The sequence below is a fragment of the Haloferax sp. Atlit-10N genome, assembly GCF_003586325.1.
Lineage (GTDB): Archaea > Halobacteriota > Halobacteria > Halobacteriales > Haloferacaceae > Haloferax > Haloferax prahovense.
Map to the genome: position 1 here is coordinate 180091 of NZ_PSYX01000007.1, position 20114 is coordinate 200204.

At 64.3% G+C, this 20114-nt stretch carries 16 protein-coding genes; 12 read left to right on the forward strand and 4 right to left on the reverse strand.

The features are described from left to right. Nucleotides 1-114: 114 nt before the first annotated feature. The 4 genes from solA (at nt 115) to C5B91_RS17945 (ending at nt 6143) form a co-directional block, all read left to right on the forward strand. Nucleotides 115-1257 carry an N-methyl-L-tryptophan oxidase gene (gene solA, locus C5B91_RS17935; RefSeq protein WP_008097077.1) on the forward strand — a complete coding sequence of 381 codons (1143 nt, stop codon included), beginning with the start codon at nt 115-117 and terminating at the stop codon, nt 1255-1257. 284 nt (nt 1258-1541) lie between these two features. Continuing rightward, nucleotides 1542-3296, forward strand: coding sequence for a BCCT family transporter (locus tag C5B91_RS17940; RefSeq protein WP_115820079.1), 1755 nt, complete (start codon nt 1542-1544; stop codon nt 3294-3296). A gap of 34 nt (nt 3297-3330) precedes the next feature. Next, a complete protein-coding gene (locus C5B91_RS22520; protein ID WP_008097074.1) occupies nt 3331-3489 on the forward strand; it encodes a hypothetical protein in 159 nt (52 codons plus the stop codon). A 140-nt stretch (nt 3490-3629) separates the two neighbouring features. Then, nucleotides 3630-6143, forward strand: a complete 2514-nt coding sequence (locus C5B91_RS17945; protein WP_115820078.1) for an FAD-dependent oxidoreductase — start codon at nt 3630-3632, stop codon at nt 6141-6143. 472 nt (nt 6144-6615) lie between these two features. Here C5B91_RS17945 and C5B91_RS17950 read toward each other — a convergent pair whose 3' ends face one another. Together C5B91_RS17950 and C5B91_RS17955 are read right to left on the reverse strand one after the other, a co-directional pair. Continuing rightward, nucleotides 6616-7029 (reverse strand): hypothetical protein, encoded by a 414-nt coding sequence (locus C5B91_RS17950; protein WP_008097069.1) that lies wholly within the window; start codon nt 7027-7029, stop codon nt 6616-6618. Continuing rightward, nucleotides 7026-7889, reverse strand: a complete 864-nt coding sequence (locus C5B91_RS17955) for a ParA family protein (RefSeq protein WP_004972235.1) — start codon at nt 7887-7889, stop codon at nt 7026-7028. The genes C5B91_RS17950 and C5B91_RS17955 overlap by 4 nt, the downstream gene beginning before the upstream one ends. 262 nt (nt 7890-8151) lie before the next feature. Here C5B91_RS17955 and C5B91_RS17960 point away from each other — a divergent pair, with 262 nt between their 5' ends. The 6 genes from C5B91_RS17960 to C5B91_RS17985 all read left to right on the forward strand — a co-directional run bounded on the left by C5B91_RS17960 (nt 8152) and on the right by C5B91_RS17985 (nt 16464). Continuing rightward, nucleotides 8152-9522, forward strand: a complete 1371-nt coding sequence (locus tag C5B91_RS17960) for an SLC13 family permease (RefSeq protein WP_008097067.1) — start codon at nt 8152-8154, stop codon at nt 9520-9522. A 158-nt stretch (nt 9523-9680) separates the two neighbouring features. Further along, the gene (locus C5B91_RS17965; RefSeq protein ID WP_004041134.1) at nt 9681-10334 is read left to right on the forward strand and encodes a helix-turn-helix domain-containing protein; all 654 of its coding nucleotides are present in this window, start codon (nt 9681-9683) and stop codon (nt 10332-10334) included. 183 nt (nt 10335-10517) lie between these two features. Further along, nucleotides 10518-12386: an ABC transporter substrate-binding protein gene (locus C5B91_RS17970; RefSeq protein WP_008097063.1), complete on the forward strand. Its 1869-nt coding sequence runs from the start codon at nt 10518-10520 to the stop codon at nt 12384-12386. 51 nt (nt 12387-12437) lie between these two features. After that, a complete protein-coding gene (locus tag C5B91_RS17975) occupies nt 12438-13433 on the forward strand; it encodes an ABC transporter permease (protein WP_049913740.1) in 996 nt (331 codons plus the stop codon). Beyond that, nucleotides 13430-14350, forward strand: coding sequence for an ABC transporter permease (locus C5B91_RS17980; protein WP_004041131.1), 921 nt, complete (start codon nt 13430-13432; stop codon nt 14348-14350). The genes C5B91_RS17975 and C5B91_RS17980 overlap by 4 nt, the downstream gene beginning before the upstream one ends. Further along, nucleotides 14347-16464, forward strand: coding sequence for an ABC transporter ATP-binding protein (locus C5B91_RS17985; RefSeq protein ID WP_008097060.1), 2118 nt, complete (start codon nt 14347-14349; stop codon nt 16462-16464). Before C5B91_RS17980 ends, C5B91_RS17985 begins: the two co-directional genes overlap by 4 nt. Nucleotides 16465-16852: 388 nt before the next feature. Here C5B91_RS17985 and C5B91_RS17990 read toward each other — a convergent pair whose 3' ends face one another. Further along, nucleotides 16853-17893 carry a zinc-binding dehydrogenase gene (locus C5B91_RS17990; RefSeq protein WP_008097059.1) on the reverse strand — a complete coding sequence of 347 codons (1041 nt, stop codon included), beginning with the start codon at nt 17891-17893 and terminating at the stop codon, nt 16853-16855. A 98-nt stretch (nt 17894-17991) separates the two neighbouring features. Here C5B91_RS17990 and C5B91_RS17995 point away from each other — a divergent pair, with 98 nt between their 5' ends. Then, complete coding sequence (locus tag C5B91_RS17995) at nt 17992-18765, forward strand: SDR family NAD(P)-dependent oxidoreductase (protein ID WP_115820077.1); 774 nt, start codon at nt 17992-17994, stop codon at nt 18763-18765. Between the two features lie 278 nt (nt 18766-19043). Here the strand turns inward: C5B91_RS17995 and C5B91_RS21955 are convergent, their stop codons facing one another. Beyond that, nucleotides 19044-19445 carry a hypothetical protein gene (locus tag C5B91_RS21955; RefSeq protein WP_147298793.1) on the reverse strand — a complete coding sequence of 134 codons (402 nt, stop codon included), beginning with the start codon at nt 19443-19445 and terminating at the stop codon, nt 19044-19046. A 59-nt stretch (nt 19446-19504) separates the two neighbouring features. On the opposite strand from C5B91_RS21955, the gene C5B91_RS18000 reads away from it, so the two are divergent. Further along, the coding region (locus C5B91_RS18000; protein ID WP_115820076.1) for a fumarylacetoacetate hydrolase family protein at nt 19505-20114 on the forward strand (610 nt) is incomplete at its 3' end.

The window sequence follows — 20114 nt, forward strand, 5'->3', positions numbered from 1 at the left end:
CGACGGTTCGGCCGTCAGCGACGCTCTCGACGGGTTTTGAGTCGGACGACGGAAAAAGGGGCTCCGTGATACAGGTCAAGAGTGAAGGGGGGACGTTCCGAACCGACGGACACAATGAGTGTCCGCGACGACCGATACGACGTCGCCGTGGTCGGGGTCGGCGGGATGGGAAGCGCGACCGCGTACCACCTCGCCGACCGCGGCCTCGACGTCGTCGGTCTCGAACGATACGACATTCCCCACTCGCAGGGGTCGTCTCACGGTATCACGCGCATCATCCGGCGCGCGTACTACGAACACCCCTCGTACGTCCCGCTCATCGAACGGGCGTACGACCTCTGGGACGACCTGGCCGACGAGACCGGGCGCGAGGTCATCCACCGAACCGGCTCTATCGACGCCGGGCCGGTCGACAACGACGTGTTCGCCGGCTCGAAGCGTTCCTGTGAGGAACACGACATCCCGCACGAGGTGCTGACCGGTGCGGAAGTCAACGAGCGGTTCCCCGGCTACGAACTCCCCGAGGAGTACCGGGCGGTCTATCAAGAGGACGGCGGGTTCATCGTCCCCGAGCAGGCGATTATCGCGCACACCGAGGCGGCGCAGGCGCGGGGTGCCGAGATTCGCGCCCGCGAGCGAGTCGAAGACTGGGCGGAGACGAACGACGGTGGCGTGCGCGTCCGCACCGACCGAGGCGTGTACGTCGCGGACGCGCTCGTGCTCGCCGCGGGCGCGTGGAACTACAAACTCGCCGATGCCCTGGACGGGCTTGCGGTCCCCGAGCGACAGGCGCTCGCGTGGTTCCAACCGGAGTCGCCGTCGACGTTCGCGCCCGAGGAGTTCCCCGTCTGGAACCTCAGCGTCCCCGAGGGTCGGTTCTACGGGTTCCCGGTCCACGACGTGCCGGGCTTCAAACTCGGCAAGTACCACCACCGCGACGAGGAAGTCGACCCCGACGACTTCGACCGCGAGCCGAACCGCGCCGACGAGGCGATACTCCGGGACGTCACGGAGAAGTACTTCCCGGAGGCCGCGGGGCCGACGATGTCGCTCGCGACGTGCATGTTCACGAACTCGCCGGACGAACACTTCATCCTCGACACGCTCCCCGACCACCCGCAGGTCGCCGTCGGGGCCGGCTTTTCGGGACACGGCTTCAAGTTCGCCAGCGTCATCGGCGAAATCCTCGCCGACCTCGCCGTCGACGGCGAAAGCGACCTGCCGCTCGACATGTTCTCGCTCGACAGGTTCGAGTGACGACCGCGGCTTTCGGTTTCACCCCGTCAACCGATTTGAGGATATAACTTTCGCAACGTTCCTCTATTTGCGTATAAATGCCACTATTATCGAAGACTATCGGTTAAGATGTGTAATACCGATGGGTTGGTTGAATCGTGAGGGGTGTGGGCTCGTGTCATAGCTCGAGTGGACGCGTCGGAGCAGGCGCCGACCTCGACGGTGACCGCGGGTGGCCCCACAGCGGGACAACGATATGAGCGTACACGAATTCCAGAGGCGATTCCTAACGGAGGGTGTATCGAATGCCGAATAGCAACGACTCGGCCGACCGGTCTACGAGCGAACTACAGGCGGACCTGTTCTACCCGGAGACCGAGCGCGAACCCGGCGATGGGAACATCCAACGCTGGGGGCTCGACATCCACCCCGTCGTCTTCCCGGCCGCGCTCTTGATAATCGGCGCCTTCGTCGCCGTGACGCTCGTCCTCGGCGAGCAGGCGGCGAGCGTCTACTCGGGCGTCAGGGGTTTTTTCGAGGGTAACTTCGGGTGGTTCTTCCTCCTGTCGGTCAATCTCTTTATCGTCGTCTTGGCGTACTTCGCGCTGAGTAAGTACGGCGAGATAACCCTCGGCGGCGTCGAGGCCGAAAAGGAGTTCAGCGACTTCTCGTGGATGGCGATGCTGTTCAGCGCGGGCATGGGTATCGGACTCATGTTCTACAGCGTCGCGGAGCCACTGTACTACTTCACCAACGTCCCCGGCTTCTTCGACGCCGAAGCCGGGTCCGGTGGCGCGGGCATCGCCGCGATGACCCAGACGTTCTTCCATTGGGGGTTCCACCCGTGGGCCATCTACGGCCTCGTCGGACTGGGGCTCGCGTTCTTCTCGTTCAATCGGGGGCTTCCGCTCACCTTCCGGTCGATTTTCTGGCCGCTCCTCGGTGAGCGAATCTACGGCTGGCCGGGCCATCTCATCGACCTCGTGTCGGTGTTCGCGACGCTGTTCGGCCTCGCCACGTCGCTCGGACTCGGCGTCGCACAGATAAACACGGGTCTATCGTACATCCTCGGCGAGAGCATGCTCGGCATCCTGAGCGTTCCGAACAACACCGGGATGCAGATTGGGCTCATCGCCGTGATTACTCTCATCGCCACCGCATCCGTCGCGGCCGGCCTCGAAGACGGCATCCGGCGTCTGAGCACGCTGAACGTCTTTCTGATGTTCGTCTTGTTGTCGTTCGTGCTCGTCGCCGGCGCGACGATGAGTATCTTCGGCGCGTGGGTGCAGGGGCTCGGAAACTACTTCAGCGACTTTCTCTCGTTGGCGTTCTTCACCGGCACGCTCGGCGGCGGTGCGTCCACCGTCAACGGTTGGACGGTGTTCTACTGGGCGTGGTGGATTGCGTGGTCGCCGTTCGTCGGCATGTTCGTCGCGCGCATCTCGAAGGGACGGACGGTCCGCGAGTTCGTCTTCGGCGTGTTCGTCCTGCCGTCACTGTTCTCGACCGTTTGGCTCTCGGCGTTCGGCGGGAGCGCCCTGTTCAACTCGCTTCAGGGCAACGGCGTCGTCCTCGCGACCTACGGCGAGGCCGGACAGACGGTCGCGATGTTCGCGCTCCTCGAACAGTTCCCATTCAGCGCCGTCTCGGGACTGCTCGCGGTGACGCTCGTAGTGACGTTCTTCGTGACCTCTTCAGACTCGGGGTCGCTCGTCGTCGACCATCTCACGTCGGGCGGCAAACACAATGTTCCGCGGACGCAGCGTATCTTCTGGGCGGTCACGGAGGGCGTCGTCGCGTCGCTTCTCCTCTACGGCGGCGGGCTCGACGCACTCCAGACGGCGGCTATCGCGACGGGATTCCCGTTCGCTATCGTCCTCGTCGTCACGTGCTACACGGTCTATCTCGGCCTCGACAAGGAGTACGAACTCCTGCAGTCCGAGGAGTTCGCCGAGCGGATAGAGAACCTGGGTGACGAAGATATCGACATCGACGTCGGTCGGTCTCGGACGTCGGTCGTGACCGACATCCGAGAGAAATCCGGGACGACGGACGACTGAACGGAAGCATCGAATCGATGACTCTACGCTATCGATGAACGCGCTCGCTGTCGCTTCGGCGGCGTTCGCGGTCTTCCTTTTCGTCGTCGCGCTGTTCGCGATGACTGTCGGTGAGCTACAGGGCGCGGGTCTCGCGTTCCTGAGCGCCAGCCTCGTTATCTACCTCAGAGAGAAGTACCTCGTCGGCGAGTGACGCTCGTCGGCGAGAAATACTCGTTGGCGAGTGACGCTCGTCCGTGGCCAGACCCGGTTCTCGTCACCCCCGGAACTTATACACCTCAGATAGTGGACCCGGAGAGACATCCGAAGGCCGCGGTCACTACTGTTTGGTATATGAGCACATGGTCTACGTTTCCCGAACGCGCCGGAACGGTCGTCGTCGGGGCCGGCTGTGTCGGCTGTAGCGCGGCGTATCACCTCGCCGAGTCGGGTCGCGACGACGTCGTCGTCCTCGACCGGGGACCGCTGTTCGAGACCGGGGGCTCGACGTCTCACGCGCCCGGACTCGTGTTCCAGACGGCCGGGAACAAGCTGATGACAGAGATGGCGTCGTACACGCGCGACCTCTACGACGGGTTCGGCGACTTCCGGACGTGCGGTGGCATCGAAGTCGCCTACACCGAGGCGCGCTGGGACTTCCTCAAACGCAAGCGCGAGTGGGGGCAGTCGTACGGCATCGACGAGGGCGAACTTCTCACGCCCGAGGAGGTCGAAGCGCGCGTCCCGCAGATAAACTCCGACGTCATCTACGGCGGGTACTACGTCCCGTCGGACGGAAAGGCCGACGCCGTTAGTGCCGCCGAGTCGATGGCGGAGCAGGCACGTGAGGCAGGCGTCGAGTTCTACGGCCACACCGAGGTCACGGACATCGACATCTCCGGCGGCAGTATCGATGCGGTCGATACCGAACACGGCCGAATCGAGGCCGACGAGGTGCTCGTCGCCACGAACATCTGGGGGCCGTTGTTCGGCGAGATGGTCGGCACGGACATCCCGCTCGTGCCCTGCGCACACCAGTATCTCGTCTCCGACGAACTGGACGAACTCGATGGCGCGTCGCGCGAAATCGAACAGCCGCTGCTTCGGCACCAAGACCACTCGCTGTACTACCGACAGCACGGCGAGCGCTACGGTATCGGCTCGTACAACCACGAGTCGCTCCTCGTCGACCCGTCGGACATCTACGGTCCCGACAAGCTCGACGACCTCGGACTCGAATACCCGTCTCTCCGCGAGTTTACCGAGGAGCACTTCTACGAGAACACCCACCCGGACCACGACCGGTCGGCGTTCGACGCCGCCAGCGAACTCGTCCCCGGCTTCGCGGACTGCGAGTGGACCTCCGCCATCAACGGGATGTTCTCGTTCACCCCCGACGGCATGCCCATCCTCGGGCCGGACGAGGACACGGAGGGACTCTGGTGGGCGCTCGCCGTCTGGGTCACGCAGTCCGGCGGCGCGGGCGACATCGTCGCCAGCTGGATGGAGGACGGGACGCCGCGGCTCGACGGCTCCCGAGTCAACGCTTCCGGAGCGCACGTCTCCCGGTTCCAGTCTCACACGGGCAGCCGAGAGTACACCTACGGCCGCGGGGCACAACAGTACCGGGAGGTGTACCAGCTCATCCACCCGCGCGAACAGCCGGACGGACAGCGTGCCCTCCGCCGGAGCCCGTTTTACGACCGGCAGGCCGACCTCGGCGCGGAGTTCTACGACAGCGACGGCTGGGAGGTCCCGCAGTGGTACGAGTCCAACGAGACGCTCCTCGAAACGTACGACGTTCCGGACCGCCCCGACTGGCTCTCGCAGAACTGGTCGAAGGTCCACGGCGCGGAACACCAGCACCTCCGCGAGAAGGTCGGCATGGTCGATATGACGACCTTCACGCCCATCGAAGTGACGGGACCGGGTGCGCTGGAGTTCCTGCAGGGGCTCCTGACGAACGATGTGGACGTCACCCCGGGCCGGATGCGCTACTCGGCGATGCTCAACGAAGACGGCGGCGTGCTCGCCGACCTGACGGTCGCCCGTCTCGACGACGACCGGTTCGTGCTGTTCACCGGGGGCGGAAGCTCGGCGACGCTCCACTCGCGGTGGGTCAAAGAACACGCGCCCGACGACGGCTCCGTCGACGTGACCGCGCACGTCTCCAGTCGGACCGGTATCGGCGTCTTCGGGCCCGACTCCCGGAAGGTGCTTTCGGACCTCGTCGAGGCCGACCTCTCGAACGACGAATTCCCGTTCTACTCCGCACAGGAGACCTATCTCGGGAGCATCCCCGTGACGATGCTTCGACTCTCGTACGCCGGCGAACTCGGTTGGGAGATTTACGCCCCGACCGAGTACGGGTGCCAGCTCTGGGACGCGATTCGGGAGGCCGGCGAGGAGTACGACATCGCTCCCGTCGGCTGGGCCGCGCTCGACTCGACGAGTATGGAGAAGGGGTACCGTCTCTGGGGGACGGACCTCACGCCCGAACACAACCCGTACGAGGCCGGCATCGGCTTCGCGGTCGACCTCGACACGGACTTCGTCGGGAAGACGGCGCTCGTGGAAGACAAAAACGACGACAGCCCGAGCGACCGCATCGTCCCGATAACGCTCGACGAGGAGGAGGCCGTCGTCGACGCGGGCCACCCGGTGTTCGCCGACGGCGACGTCGTCGGTTACTGCTGTCGGGCGGATTACGGCTACACTATCGACGCCGGCATCGCGTACGCCTACCTCCCCGAACAGTACGCCAGCGCGGGACAGGAAGTCGAAATCCGGTACGAAGGTGACGCCTACTCCGCGACGGTCCGGTCAGGGCCGCTCTTCGACCCCGGCCGCGACAAGATAATTCGGTGAGCGCCGGTTCCTCTCGCGTTACCGAGATTAGCCGAGAAAGCCCACGACTGAAGTCGTGGGCTGAATCGGCGCACGATACTGTTAACGTGTTCGCTGTTGTATTGGGTGCTATCCGACGCGGCACGTCCGCGCCCATACCGGGACAATTGGACAGTATCGGATTCCCCAACCGACAGTCGAAGGTATCCCCTTCGAAATAGGTTGGATACCGACGTTAAACAACCAAGTACCTCCGAATCCGCCCTACGGGGAGACGATAGGAGTAACGGTATCGTGGCGGTGCCTGCACCCGGTCGGTGTGCAAACCTTAAATCTCCCAAACCAGCGGGCCTTTGCTCGTGGGAAGCCCACGACTTTAGTCGTGGGTGGCCGTCACACTACTCTAGCGCTGTCACGGGCGTTTCGCTCCCGCTGTCGTTCCGCACGTGTTCTGTCCGGCGCTAAGAGGTTTGACGAAGGCGGATTATCCGAATTATTCAGAACTCTCGTCGTTGTCGACGCCGCGCTGTTCGAGGACGCGTTCGACGATTTCTTCGGGATGTTCGGTCGCCACGGCGAGCGCGGCGTTGTGGAGTTCGCTCTTCGTGACGCCCTTGAGTCCGTGGTCGCGAGTCAGTTCGCGCTCCACGTCGTAGGTGATGATGTCGTCGAACTCGTCGGCGACCGCTTCGAGCACGTACAGCGCCTTGTGGACGGTCTCGTCGAACTCGAAGGCGGGGCGCTCGCGGGGGTCGATTTCGTCGAGCGGTTCCGATTCTGGCTCCACTTCCGATTCGGCCGCGTCGTTGGCGTCAGCACCCTCGGGCTCCGGTTCGGATTCGGGTTCCGACGCGGACTCCCCGCTCCCCATCGCGGCGTCGAGGTCGCCGAAGGGGTCTTCGCTCATCGGGCCACCTCGCCTTCTTCGACGATCTGCGCGAGTTCGTCGTAGCACGCCAACTGGTCGCAGGTGCTGTCGTAGTCCCGAAGCGGCATGTGCTCTCGAATCGACGCGTCGATGGCCGAGCGGTGCCGAATTCCGGGCTTCGGCAGGTCGTCGTCCCACTCGCCGTCGTCGATGGCCTCGAACACCTCCGGGTCGGTGTACGCGAAGTTCGGGAGCTTCGACGCGATGTTCGGCTTCGAGACGAGCGCCTCCACGAGCCGTCTCGTCGGGCGGTCGTGGTCGATTCGGTCCCGCAGGTCGGTCGGGACGACCGCGAGGATTTCGAGGTCGAAGTGCTCCCGCGCGGGCGTGATAAGCCGCTTGACCGTCTTTTCGAGCCCCGAGAGCGCACCCGACTCGGGGCGCATCGGCAAGACGAGGTTCTGCGTGGCGTACAGCGCGTTGTCGTTGAGTTTCCCGCGCGCCGCGGGGCAGTCCACGACGACGTAGTCGTAGTCGTCGCCGAGAAGCGGGTCGATGACGCGCTGTTTGAGCCGCGCCGACCCCATCATCACGCCGCCGAGGTCCGACTCGACCTGCTCGATGCGGTCGTTCGACGGGAGGAGGTCGATTTCGAACCCGGTCTCCAAGATGAGCTCCCGCGGCTCCAACTCGGCGTCGTCGAGGAGCACGTCGCCGAGGTGCGCTTCCGAGTAGAACTCCTCGCCGAATCCGAGCCCCGTCGTGGTGTGTCCGTTCGGGTCGAGGTCCACGAGCAGTACGTCGCTGCCCCGGTGTGCGAGCTCGCGGGCGAGGTTGATGGAGGTCGTCGACTTGCCGATACCGCCTTTGAGGAGACAGACGCTGACTGCACGTGACATGATGGGGATATCCGTGATAGCGAGATTCTCGGCGCAGTTGAAATAATTATGGTTACTCCGACTCTTTGGATAACTCAAATTATCTAAATAATCCAAATTATTCATTCTGGGGGTTGTATCGACTCGATTCGCGCTCTCCCCCCGACTGGCGGCCCGAATTGTCGCCGGCAGTAGCTATTTGGACCCGTTGTGTGCAGGTACGTTCGTGATAGATTGGTTGCCCGGTCGAGGGCTGCGCGCCCCCGAACTCTCGTCGCAGACGGTGACGCTCGCGGTCGCCGCCGCCTTGCTCCTCGCGGTCGTCGGCCTCCACCCCGTCTCCGTCCTTCCGGTTCGGTCGCAGTACGCGCTTTCGGTTTTCGTCGTCGCGCTCCTGCTTTGGTTGACGAAGCCGGTTCCGTACGCGATTTCGAGTCTGGCCTGCGTCTCCCTGTTGTACGCTCTCGGCGTCGTGGACTCCTTCGAGGCCGCGGTGAGCGGCTTCACCTCCTCGCTCGTCTACTTCCTCCTCGTGTTGTTACTCCTCGGCAACGCGGTCCGGTCGGTGGGGTTGGACACCCAGTTAGCGAACCGACTGCTGTCCCCGGACAGCACCCCCCGCGGGGCGTTTCGTTCCATCGCGCGGAACGTCCTCGTGCTGGCGCTGTTCATGCCGTCGGCGATGGCCCGCGCGGTCGCGTTCATCCCCATCGTCGAGGAGGTAACCGAGGAGTTCGACCTCCCGTCGGGAAGCGGGTTCGAGCGCGCGACGTTCCTCCTCTTGGGTCACATCAACCCCATCGCGTCGATGGCGCTCATGACCGGCGGCGGGATGGCGCTCGTCACCTCGGGCATCCTCGCGACGAGCGTCCGCCCGCTCTCGTGGGTCGAGTGGGCTGTCTTGATGGTCCCACCCACGGTGGCGCTCTACGTACTGGCCGCCGCGGCTGCCGGTCTCCTCAACACCGTCGACGCCGACTCGACTGTCGACCCCGGCACGTCGGGGATTGCGGATGCGTCCGCCGACGGCGAGTTGACCCGCGAACAGGGACTCGTCGCGGCGGTGATGGCCGGGACCGTCCTCGCGTGGGTCGTTGGGTCGTTCGCCGGACTTCCCGAGATTCTCCCGGCGGTCGCCGCGGTCTCCGTCCTCGCGCTTCCGGGAGTCGACGTTATCGACGCCGACGACGTCAAGGGACTCAGTTGGGGCGTCCTCTTTCTCATCGGCGCGACGCTGTCGATTCTGGACGCCCTGGAAGCGACCCAAACTATCGCGCTCGTCGTCGACCTCCTCGCGCGGTTCGTCCCGTTCGAGGCGTTCAGTCACTGGCAACTCGTCGGACTGCTCCTCGGGTTCGCGGTCACCGTTCGCGTGCTGTTTTCGACCGGGTCGGCCGCCATCGTGGTGATTCTCCCCATCGTGCTGCGATTCGCGGAGACGTTCGGCGTGACGCGGCTCTATCTCGGACTCGCGGTCCTCCTCGTGGTGGGGTCGACGACGATTCTCCCGTTCAACACGACTGCCGTCCTCGTCTCGCTAGACCGCGGACCGCTGACGAATCGGGACGTGACGCTGTTCGGGTTCGTGACGATGGGCCTGTCGCTCGTCGTCGTGACCCTCTCGTGGCTCTTTTATTGGCCGCTCGTCGCCTGAGTCGGCGACCGGCGCACCGACCCGTCCGCGCGAATCCAGGTTTCGGTGACGCCCCCCGTTGCGACAACCACCGGGCTATTTGTAGGTGAGCGGTATCTGCCCGGTACGGGTGAGTTCGCATCTTACGTGTTGAGTTTACGACGGCCCCGACCGGCGTCATGTCGAAGATAGACCGCCGTCTGCGAGACGCCCGGAGCATCGAGTTGGACAACGCGTTTTACGTCGAGGACGGGACGTGGATCGAGTCGCTCACCATCGCCTCGAACGCCCCCTTCGACGTGGAGTCCCTCCTCGCCGACATCTCGGGCGTGACCGTCTTCTACGACGAGGAGATTCCGACCGCCTCGACCGACGTGCAGATACGTCGAGTGACGATTCTCGCCAACGAGTCGTACCCGTTCATCCTCGGACTGGTTCTCAGACAGGAGACGATTCCGAACCGCATCGTCCTCCAAGACGGCGTCTTCGAGGTCGTCGCCACCGCCCAGGACTGGGACCACTTCAGGGAACTCGCCGACGAGATTCAGGAGACGCTCGGGGAGTTCGAACTCCGCTCCGTGACGCAGGACGAAGCCCCGGGTGAACCGCTCGACAGCGGCCGATTAAAGGAGGTGTTAATCTCTAAGCTGACCGACGACCAACTCGCGGTTCTGGAGACGGCATTCAACCACGGCTACTTCCACATTCCGCGGGAGACCTCTGAGACCGAACTCGCCGAGGAACTGGGTATCGCTCAGTCCACGCTGAGCGAACGACTCCGGACCGCGGAGCGAAATCTGCTCGAACTCATCTACGGTCCGCGACAGGAGTAGCTCAGCCCTTGTTGGAGAATATTGCCGAATCTCGGCGACCGAGTATATAAAGAACGATAGATATCGGGGCGTATCGGGAACAGCACCATGGAAGATACTCCATAACAGGCTGTCGCAATGTCGGAGAAAAATCGTGATAGTTCGGGTGTCGAACGTGGAACTGGCCTTACGCGACGCGACTACGTGGCGGCGACTGCGACCGCCCTCGGCGTGACCGGACTCGCCGGGTGTACCGGTGGCGGCGGGAGCGGGAACGGCGGGACTGACGGCGGGTCGAGCCTCACTCCCGACGTTCCTTCTGGAACCCCGGAGACGGTCGAGACGAAGTACTGGCGCGAGTGGGAGACCATCGACGCCGACGAACCGCCGCTCGACTACAGCGCGACCGCGGGTGCGGTGTTGGACCCCGTCCCGCTCGAATTTTCGAGCGAGGACGACCCGTGGATGCGGGAACACGCGCTCATGGTCCAGCGTGGGCTCGACGCCCTCGGCGTCAAGACGCAACTCAACGATCGACCGCTGAACCAACTGTACGCCCAGAGTTGGGACACGAAGGGGCTCGAAGCGATCATCTCGATGAGTACCCACGGTCCGGACCCGCAACGCGGGCTGGACCCGAACCCGCTTTTGATGCGGCGGAGCGAGACGAGCCTCTCGAACTACGACAACTACTACCACCCCGACCTGCAGGAGGTGCTGACGGAACAGAGTCAGACGACCGACCGACCCGAGCGCGAGGAGCTCGTCGCCGAGGCGCAGCGCATTTTCAGCGAGGACGTGGGCGCGCTCATTACGCTGTTCCCCGATATCATCACCGCGGTCAACACGGAGCGCTGGAGCGGCTACGTCCAGACGCCGGGTAACGGCCCGACGAAGGACTCGTTCGTCTGGTCGGAGGTGAACCTGCAACCCCAGACCGACGACCGGACCTACATCAAGGGCGTGACCACCTCGATGAACTCGCTGAACCTCCCGTGGGCCGCCGGCGGCGCGGAGGCGAAGCGGCTGACGTTCATCTACGACGGCCTCTTCGACGCCACGCCGGACCTCGAAGTCGTCCCCGCGCTGGCGACCGGCGGCGGGTTCGTCGACGACACCACCGTCGAACTCACTCTTCGCGAGGGCGTCGAGTGGCACGACGGCGAGCCGTTCACCGCGGAGGACGTGAAGTTCACCGTCGAACTGTACAAGGAACACTCCTCGACCAGTCAGACGCCGTTCTACGAGCCGGTCGAGTCGGTCGAGGTGCTCGGCGACCACGAGGTTCGGTTCAATCTGAAGGGCCCCGACGCGGCGTTCATGACCCAGCGCGTCGTTCGCAGCGTCATCATCCCCAAGCACAAGTGGGAGGACGTGGAGAACCCGTCTCAGCACAACCCCGAGTCGCCCGTCGGCACGGGGCCGTTCACGTACGAGAACTGGGAGCAGGGTACTCGCTTCGAGGTGTCGAAAAACGAGGGTCACTGGATGTTCGACGACGACTGGCGGGCAGACGTGCTCGGCGACCAGGCCACGACCGGCGAGGGCGTCGACCGCGTCATCTGGATAAACGTCGGCAACATCGACTCCATGATCGGCTCGCTGCAGGGCGGCGAAATCGACGCCATCGGCACGACGCTCTCGAACTCGCAGGCCGACCGCGCCGCGAGCACCGCCGGCGTCGAGAAGATGACCTCGGGCAACTTCGCGCCGCTCGACACGAAGCTGATGTTCTCCTGTCCGCTCGTTCGCGACAAGGAGTTCCGCGTCGCTCTCGCCAAGTCGATAGATACCGAGGGCTTCGCTGCCGACGTGCTGCAGGACCGCGCGACCGTCCCGAGCGGGGAGAACCCGATTTCGGACCTCACGCCGTGGCACACGTCGGATACCACCCACTACGAGTTCGACATCGACGGGGCGAAATCGCTCCTCGAACAGGCCGGCTACACGCGGGACGACGACGGCAACCTCCGGTTCCCCAACGGGGACGCGTGGGCCGCCTTCGTCGAGCGTATTCAGCCCGGGAACATGCACAAGCGCCGCGACGAGCTCGGACAGGCGGACTTCTCGTGAGGTGACACGCATGTCGAACACTACTCACTCGTGGCGTTGGGGGGTCCGACCGTGAGCGAGTTCCAGCGGTTTCTCGCAAAGCGGCTCGCCATCTCCATCGTGCTCACCCTCGTGGCCGTCTCGGTCATCTTCGTCGTCTTGCGGTTGCTCCCGGGGAGTCCGTTCGAATCCCTCGTCACCGCGGGCAACCTGAGCCAGCAGCAAATCACCGAGATTCGAGCGATGTACGGCCTCGACCAGCCGATGTGGCGGCAGTACCTCAGCTACCTCCAGAGCATCCTGCTGTTCCAGTTCGGCTACTCCATCCTGCGGAGCCAGCCCGTCTGGGGGGTACTGGCCCCGCGGCTCGTCAACACGCTCATCCTGCTCGTCCCCGCGTTAGTGACGACGGCGGTCCTGAGTTCCCTGCTCGGGATGTACGTCGGCTGGAACCGCGGGAGCAAACTGGAGAAGCTCAGCATCATCGCCACGACGTTCCTCCGGTCGACGCCGGTGTTCATCACGGGCATCCTGTTCGTCATCATCTTCGCGTACAACCTCGAACTGGTGCCCGCATTCGGGATGCGCTCTATCAGCGCCTCGCCGGAGGGCTACGTCGAGACGTTCGCCTCGCTCGACTTCCTGCACCACTACATCCTGCCGTTTACGGTGTCGGTGCTGTACTACAGCGGCGACTTCCTGCTGTTGGCACGCAACGGCGTCGTCGAAAAGCGGGGCTCTGAGTTCCTCAAGCTCCACCGCGCGAAGGGGCTCTCGGAGATGCAGCAGCTCGCGCGGGCGGGTCGGAACTCCATGCTGCCGATTCTGACCTACTTCGCGCTGCGTCTCGGGATGATTTTCCAGGGACTCATCCTGCTCGAAGTCGTCTTCGGCTGGCCCGGCATCGGCCGCGAACTCGTGCTCGCCATCCAACAGCAGGACTACCCGCTGGTGCAGGCCGCCGTCTTCATCATGGCGCTCGCGGTCATCGTGGCGAACCTCGTCGCCGACGTGCTGTACGCCTACTTCGACCCGACCGTCTCGACCAGCGGAGGTGGTGCCGCGTGAGCACCGAGACGAAGCCCGAAGCCGAACTGAAAAAGCGCGTCGAGGGGGTCGCGGAGACGCTCCGCGACCAGTTCACGTTCCTGCGACGCGACCGCCTCGCGTTCGCCGGCGTCCTCATCGTCGCGGCGTTCGTCTTCCTCGGTCTCCTCGGCCCCGCGCTCGCCCCGCACGACCCCATCGAGCACACCGTCCGCGACGACGCCGGCTCGATGCTGCGGCTGTCCGAACCGACCGGCGCGGCTCCGTTCGGGACGACCGCCTACGGCAAAGACGTCCTGAGCCAGTTCCTCGCCGGCGCGCAACCGACGTTCATCGTCGGCCTGTTCGGCGGCATCGGGACCGGTGCGCTCGGCTTTCTCGTGGGACTCGTCAGCGGGTACTACGGCGGCTGGGTCGACGAGGTTCTCATGCGTCTCACGGACCTCACGTTCTCGCTGCCGTTCACGCCGATGGCGCTGTTACTCCTGACGTTCGTGACGCCGAGCGTCTGGCTCATGACGGGTATCATCGTCGCGTTCCTCTGGAAGATGCCCGCCCGCGTCGTCCGCTCCGAGGTCCTCTCCGTCAGAGAGCGCACTTTCGTGAAGTCGGCGCGCGCCAGCGGCGCGAGCGACTTGCGGACGATGCTCTACCACGTCGCGCCGAACGTGCTCCCCATCGGCTTTCTCTACACGGCCTACGGCATCGCGTGGGCCATCGCCGCGCAGGCCAGCCTGGCGTTCCTCGGATTCGGCGACCCGACCGTCACGAGTTGGGGCCGGATGCTCCGACAGGTGTTCGAATCGGGCAACATGCGCGTCGCTTGGTGGTGGGTGCTCCCGCCCGCACTCGGCATCGCAGCCATCACCACCTCGGTGTTCCTCATCGGCCGCGCCTACGAAGAAGTCATCAACCCGGAGATTCAGACCGAACAATGAGCCTCCTCGACATCACAGACCTCACGGTCACGTACTCGACCGACAGCGGAACCGTCCACGCCGTCAACGACGTGTCGTTCAGCATCGACGAGGGCGTCAACTACGGCCTCGCCGGCGAATCCGGCTCGGGGAAATCGACGCTCGCCGAGGCGGTTCTCGGTCTCCTCCCCAGCAACGGCTCCGTCGAATCCGGCAGCATCGAATTCCAGGGCCGCGACCTGACCGGCCTCAGCGAGCGCGAGCGTCGCGACGTGCTCTGGGAGGACATCGCCTACATCCCCCAGAGCGCGATGGACTCGCTCGACCCGGTGATGTCCACCGGCGCGCAGATTCGGCAGGCGATTCAGACCCACCGGAACGTCACCGACGACAAGGCGCGTTCGCGGGTCCGAGAGCTGTTCGAAATCGTCGGACTCGACCCCGACCGAATCGACGACTACCCCCACGAGTTCTCCGGGGGGATGCGCCAGCGCGTGACCATCGCGATGGCGCTCGCGCTCGAACCGGACCTCATCATCGCCGACGAGCCGACCACGGGGCTCGACGTCATCGTTCAGGACAAGATTATCGACAAGATTCTGGAGATACAGGACCGGATGGACAGCTCGTTGCTGCTCATCACCCACGAAATCGGCGTCATCGCCGAGACGTGCGACGAGCTTTCGATCCTCTACGGCGGAAAAGCCATGGAACAGGGAAGCGTCGACAACGTCCTCGTGAACCCCACGAACCCGTACACGATGGGGCTGAAGAACTCCTTCCCGGAGATAGAGGAGGGCGACCAAGACCCCGTCTCGATTCCGGGGTCACCGCCGAACCTGAGCGAGGAACCCAGCGCGTGCGTCTTCAAGGACCGGTGTCCGTTCGCGACCGAGGAATGCGAGGCGTCCCATCCGGACCTCGTCGACCTGCCGAACCGTAACCACCGCTCGGCGTGCCACCACGTCACCAAAGCCGCCCAGATGCGGCGCGACGCCACCGACCCGGAGACGTGGGGCATCCCCGACAGTCACGACGAATCGGACCGCGGCGAGGTGCTCCTCGAAACCGACGGTCTCGAGAAGTACTACGAGCAGAGCCAGCCGCTCTTGGAGCAACTCAGGGGGAACGACCCGAACTACGTCCGCGCCGTCGACGGCGTTTCCCTGCGCGTCCGGCGGTCCGAAATCCTCGGCATCGCCGGCGAGTCCGGCTGTGGGAAGTCGACGCTCGGCGAGACCATCGCGCTCCTGAAACAGCCGACCGGCGGCGAGTTCGTCTTCGACGGCGAGCCCTACGAGCACTACGCGGACGGGAACATGCGCGAGTTCCGCCGGAAGGTTCAGATAATATTCCAGGACCCCTTCGACTCGCTCAACCCGAGACAGACGGTTCGGCAGTTGGTCGGCGAACCGCTCACTATCCACGACTACCGGACCGACGAGCGCGAACGGGCCATCATCGAGACGTTGGAGAAAGTCGGGCTCACGCCCGCGCGGAAGTTCCTCGACCAGTACCCGCACCAGCTATCGGGGGGCCAACGTCAGCGCGTCGCGGTGGCCAAGGCGCTCGTTCTCGACCCCGACTTCCTCATCTGCGACGAGCCGGCGTCGATGCTCGACGTGTCGCTGAAGGTGAACCTGCTGAACCTCCTGCGTGAACTCGCGGACACCGAGGACATCGGCATCGTCTACATCTCCCACGACCTCGCCAGTCTGGTGCAGGTGTCGGACCGTCTCGCGATTATGTACCTCGGTCGGGTCATCGAGGAGGGAGACGTCGAGTCCATCGCGGCCGAGCCGAAACACCCGTACACCACCTCGCTCCTCGCGGCCGCTCCCGAGAAGGACCCGACGGTCGACCGCGACCGCGTTCTGCTCGACGGCGAGCCACCGAATCCGGTCGACCTCCCGTCGGGCTGCGTCTTCGCTCCGCGGTGCCCGAAGGCGGAAGACGAGTGCCGGGAGAGCGAGCCCGGACTCGATACCGTCCGAAGCGGCGAGCACCGCGCCGCATGCTACTTCCCGGACGGGGAGACCCCCGCCGCAGACGACCTCGCCGACGACCGCTCGGACTCTCAATACGGGGACCCTGAGTTCTCGCCGCCGGCCAGCGGCGACTCGGCCAGCGACTGACGCCGCCCTTCGACTCTCCTCGCTTCGTCCTTTGGCGACCTCCCGGTAGTCCCATGTCCCGGTTCAAGGTTCGACTGGCGCATTAAAATTGTATGAGGAAAACAATAGTGGCGGGAGATATATTAGGAATGCTATCAAAAAATTGAATTTATTTGCCTATTTTGGTTTATTTTGTGTGTTATAATCTATACATCCGACTGTTTATCCAAACCATTGCGGATATTATATTCTGAATATTTATTTTTCAATAGTTAGATTGGGCAAGAAATTTGATTATGGCCACAGTTAGGGGATTGTGGCCGATGTGTCTTTCTTCACCTGAATCTAATATTGTGTTTAATATACTATATTAGTTCTCGGTCTGGGTTGCGGTCGACCGGAACCCCCCTTACGCCAACTCCGAGATATCGAACACCGGCTTGCACGTCCCGCCCTCGATGAACGTCTCGAAGGCCTCGTCGGCTTCGAGCAGCGAAAACCGGGTGTCGACGAACGTCTCGCAGTCCACGTCGCCGTCGCGAATCAGCCGGAAGGAGCGCTCGAAGTCCTCGTACATGGACGCGTACGAGCACTGCAGGTCGATTTCGGCCCGGACGAGCGGGGAGTAGGGCATCGAGGTCTCACCGGTCTGACCGACGAGGACGATTTGGCCGCCCTTGCGGACCTCTTCGACGGCCGTCGTGAGCCCCGAGGGGTGGCCGGTCGTGTCGAACACCACGTCGTAGCCGACGCCGCCGGTGTGTCGCTCGCGGCGCGCCTCGGTGTCGTCGTCGGCGACGTTGACGGTCTCGAAGCCGAGTTCCTCCGCGAGCGGGAGCCGATAGTCGGCGTCCTGTCCCACGCCGGAGACGACGACGGTGCCGCCCTGTGCGGCCGCGACTTGGGCCGTGAGCAGACCGATCGGACCGGGTCCTTCGACCAGCACGCGGTCGCCCGCGCCGACGCGAGAGTTCTCGATGACGGCGCGTGCGGCGATGCTCGTGGGTTCGGCGACCGCGGCGTGTCGCTGTTCCACGTCGTCCGGAATCGGATGGAGGGCGCGTTCCGGGACGGCGATGAACCGCTCGTAAGCGCCGTCGTGGTCGACGCCCGTGATGACCGCGTCCTGGCAGACGTTCTCCTCGCCGATGCGACATTGATAGCACTCGCCGCAGCCCCGAATCGGCCGTTCGACCACGCGGTCGCCGACGCCGAACTCAGTCACGCCGTCGCCGACTTCGACCACGCGCCCGGCGTACTCGTGGCCGATGACGGTCGGGAGCTCCATCCGTTCGAAGGCGGATTCGAACTCGTAGATGCCCGCGTCACTCCCGCAGAGGCCGGCGTAGTCGACCTCTACGAGCACCTCTCCGGCGTCCGGTTCCGGTTTCTGTCGCTCGACGAACTCCATAGCGCCGGAGCTACGCTCCACTTTGGCAAGTCCTCGCATGAGAGCACATGTGGCACGGGTCGGTAAAAACGTATTGCATGCGGCACTCCCATCGCGCGTTCCGCAACTATCATGTCGGCACCGTGCGGACTGGAACCATGGTCGCATACGAGCACACGCCAGTCTCCGTCAGTGACAAGCGCGCTGTCGTCGTCGGCGGGACAAGCGGCATCGGACAGGCAATCGCTCTCGGATTCGCCAGCGAGGGGGCGGACGTACTCGCAACCAGTCGACGCCAGTCGGCGGTCGACGAGACGGCCGACGCCGTCGAGGAGTTGGGCGCGAACGCGGTTCGGGAGACGTGCGACGTGACCGACCGGGCCTCGCTCGAACGCGTCCGCGAGCGCGCCGTCGAGGAGTTCGGCGGTATCGACGTGGTCGTCGCCTCGCAGGGCGCGATTTCGCGCGACTCGGTCCGCGGCATCGACGACGACGCCTGGGACCACGTCACCGACATCGCGCTCGGGGGCGTCCGCCGCGTCACGCAGGCGATGGCCCCGGCGGTCGCCGACGGCGGGTCGATTATCAACATCTCCTCTCTGGCCGCGCGGCTCTCGATGGCGAACCTCCCCGCCTACTCGGCGGCGAAGGGCGGCGTCGAGGCGTTCACCCGCGCGTCGGCGAAGGAGCTCGCGCCCGAGATACGCGTCAACGCCATCGCGCCGGGATTCGTCATCACGCCACAGAACGCCGACACCTACGCCGAAGGGACCGAAAAACGCACGCGAATCGACGAGCGAACGCCGCTCGGCCGAGTCGCGGAGCGAGAGGAAATCGTCGGCGCGGCGGTCTACCTCGCGAGCGACGCGTCTTCGTTCGTGACCGGTGAGATCGTCACCGTCGACGGCGGGTTCGCCGACAGCGCGTTCTGACGCGACCCTCCGTATCTTCTTCCGCACGTCGTCATCCCGTCGCCGGCCGAGAGGGTTCTCTCGAACATCCGTACTGTCTTCGACGCGCGGTCACCGCCGGTTCCGAAGGGCGACTCGATAGGTGTTCTGTAATGGAGAATGCAGTCTACGGCGCGGAATCACGCTCGGTCTCGCATCATGTCTCTCCTCGGTGCTCGCCCAATCCGGTCGCTTTCGCCGGCCTCCGCCCTTCTGCATTACAAGCGTACCTGTGTAATCTGGGCCGCGACCGTCCAGCGTCAAGCGCTTGCGTTGTGAACATTCCCGGTCGATATCGACGACCTATCGTTCTGTGATAGAGAACTTGTTGATTCGGCCGCCCCCGGGCCGAAGATACGATGAATGTCAACGATACGCACGCAAAGACGGACTATCTCTCCTGTCTCTGGCAGACGTGTCTCTTCGGGGAGGCGGCAGACCGTGAGAACACGTCCGAAACGGCCGAAATCATGAACGTCGAACGTTCCGTCTCTCTGCGCCCGTGTTCTGACCATGAGAACAACCCTGTCGGATGCCAGCACGACGGTTCCGAGCCCTTGGCGGCCACGTCGCGGCCGCCGTTCGGCGGTCGGCTCCTCGTCGCTCGGATGCGACCTCCTCTCGAACTCGCTCTCGTCCCGCGATTCCGCGCCGTCCGCCACCAGTTGGTGTCCACGTCGGGACGTACTTTTATAACAATAGATGGTAATGGGGATACTGAATGCAGTACCACCAGCTTGAGGTGTCGGGAGAGCGCTGTCTCACGGCAACTCGCGACTCCACGACGTACGACCTCACAACCGCCGACCAGGACCTCCGGACGTTCGGGGATTTGGCTCGGGTGGCCGCTATCGCCCGAATCCCAATCGACCGACTCGCCGCTGAACTCACCGAAAACGCCGACGTCGTCGACCAAGAGTTCGTCGACCAGCACACGACCGTCCCAGTTGACGCCGAAGAAGTCTGGGCGGCGGGCGTCACCTACCAGATCAGCGAGCAGGCGCGCGAAGAAGAGAGTTCCATGCCGGACATGTACTACGACGTGTACGATGCCGACCGGCCGGAGATTTTCTTCAAAGCCACCCCCTCTCGGACCGTCGAACCGGGCGACGCCATCGGCGTCAGAGACGACTCCCAGTGGGACGTCCCCGAACCCGAACTCGGTATCGTCCTGCGGCGTGGCGAAATCGTCGGCTACACCGTCGGCAACGACGTGAGCAGTCGGTCGATCGAGGGCGAAAACCCGCTGTACCTGCCGCAGGCGAAGGTCTACGACCGCTGTTGTTCGCTCGGCCCGTGCGTGGTCACGCCCGATGACATCGACGACCCTC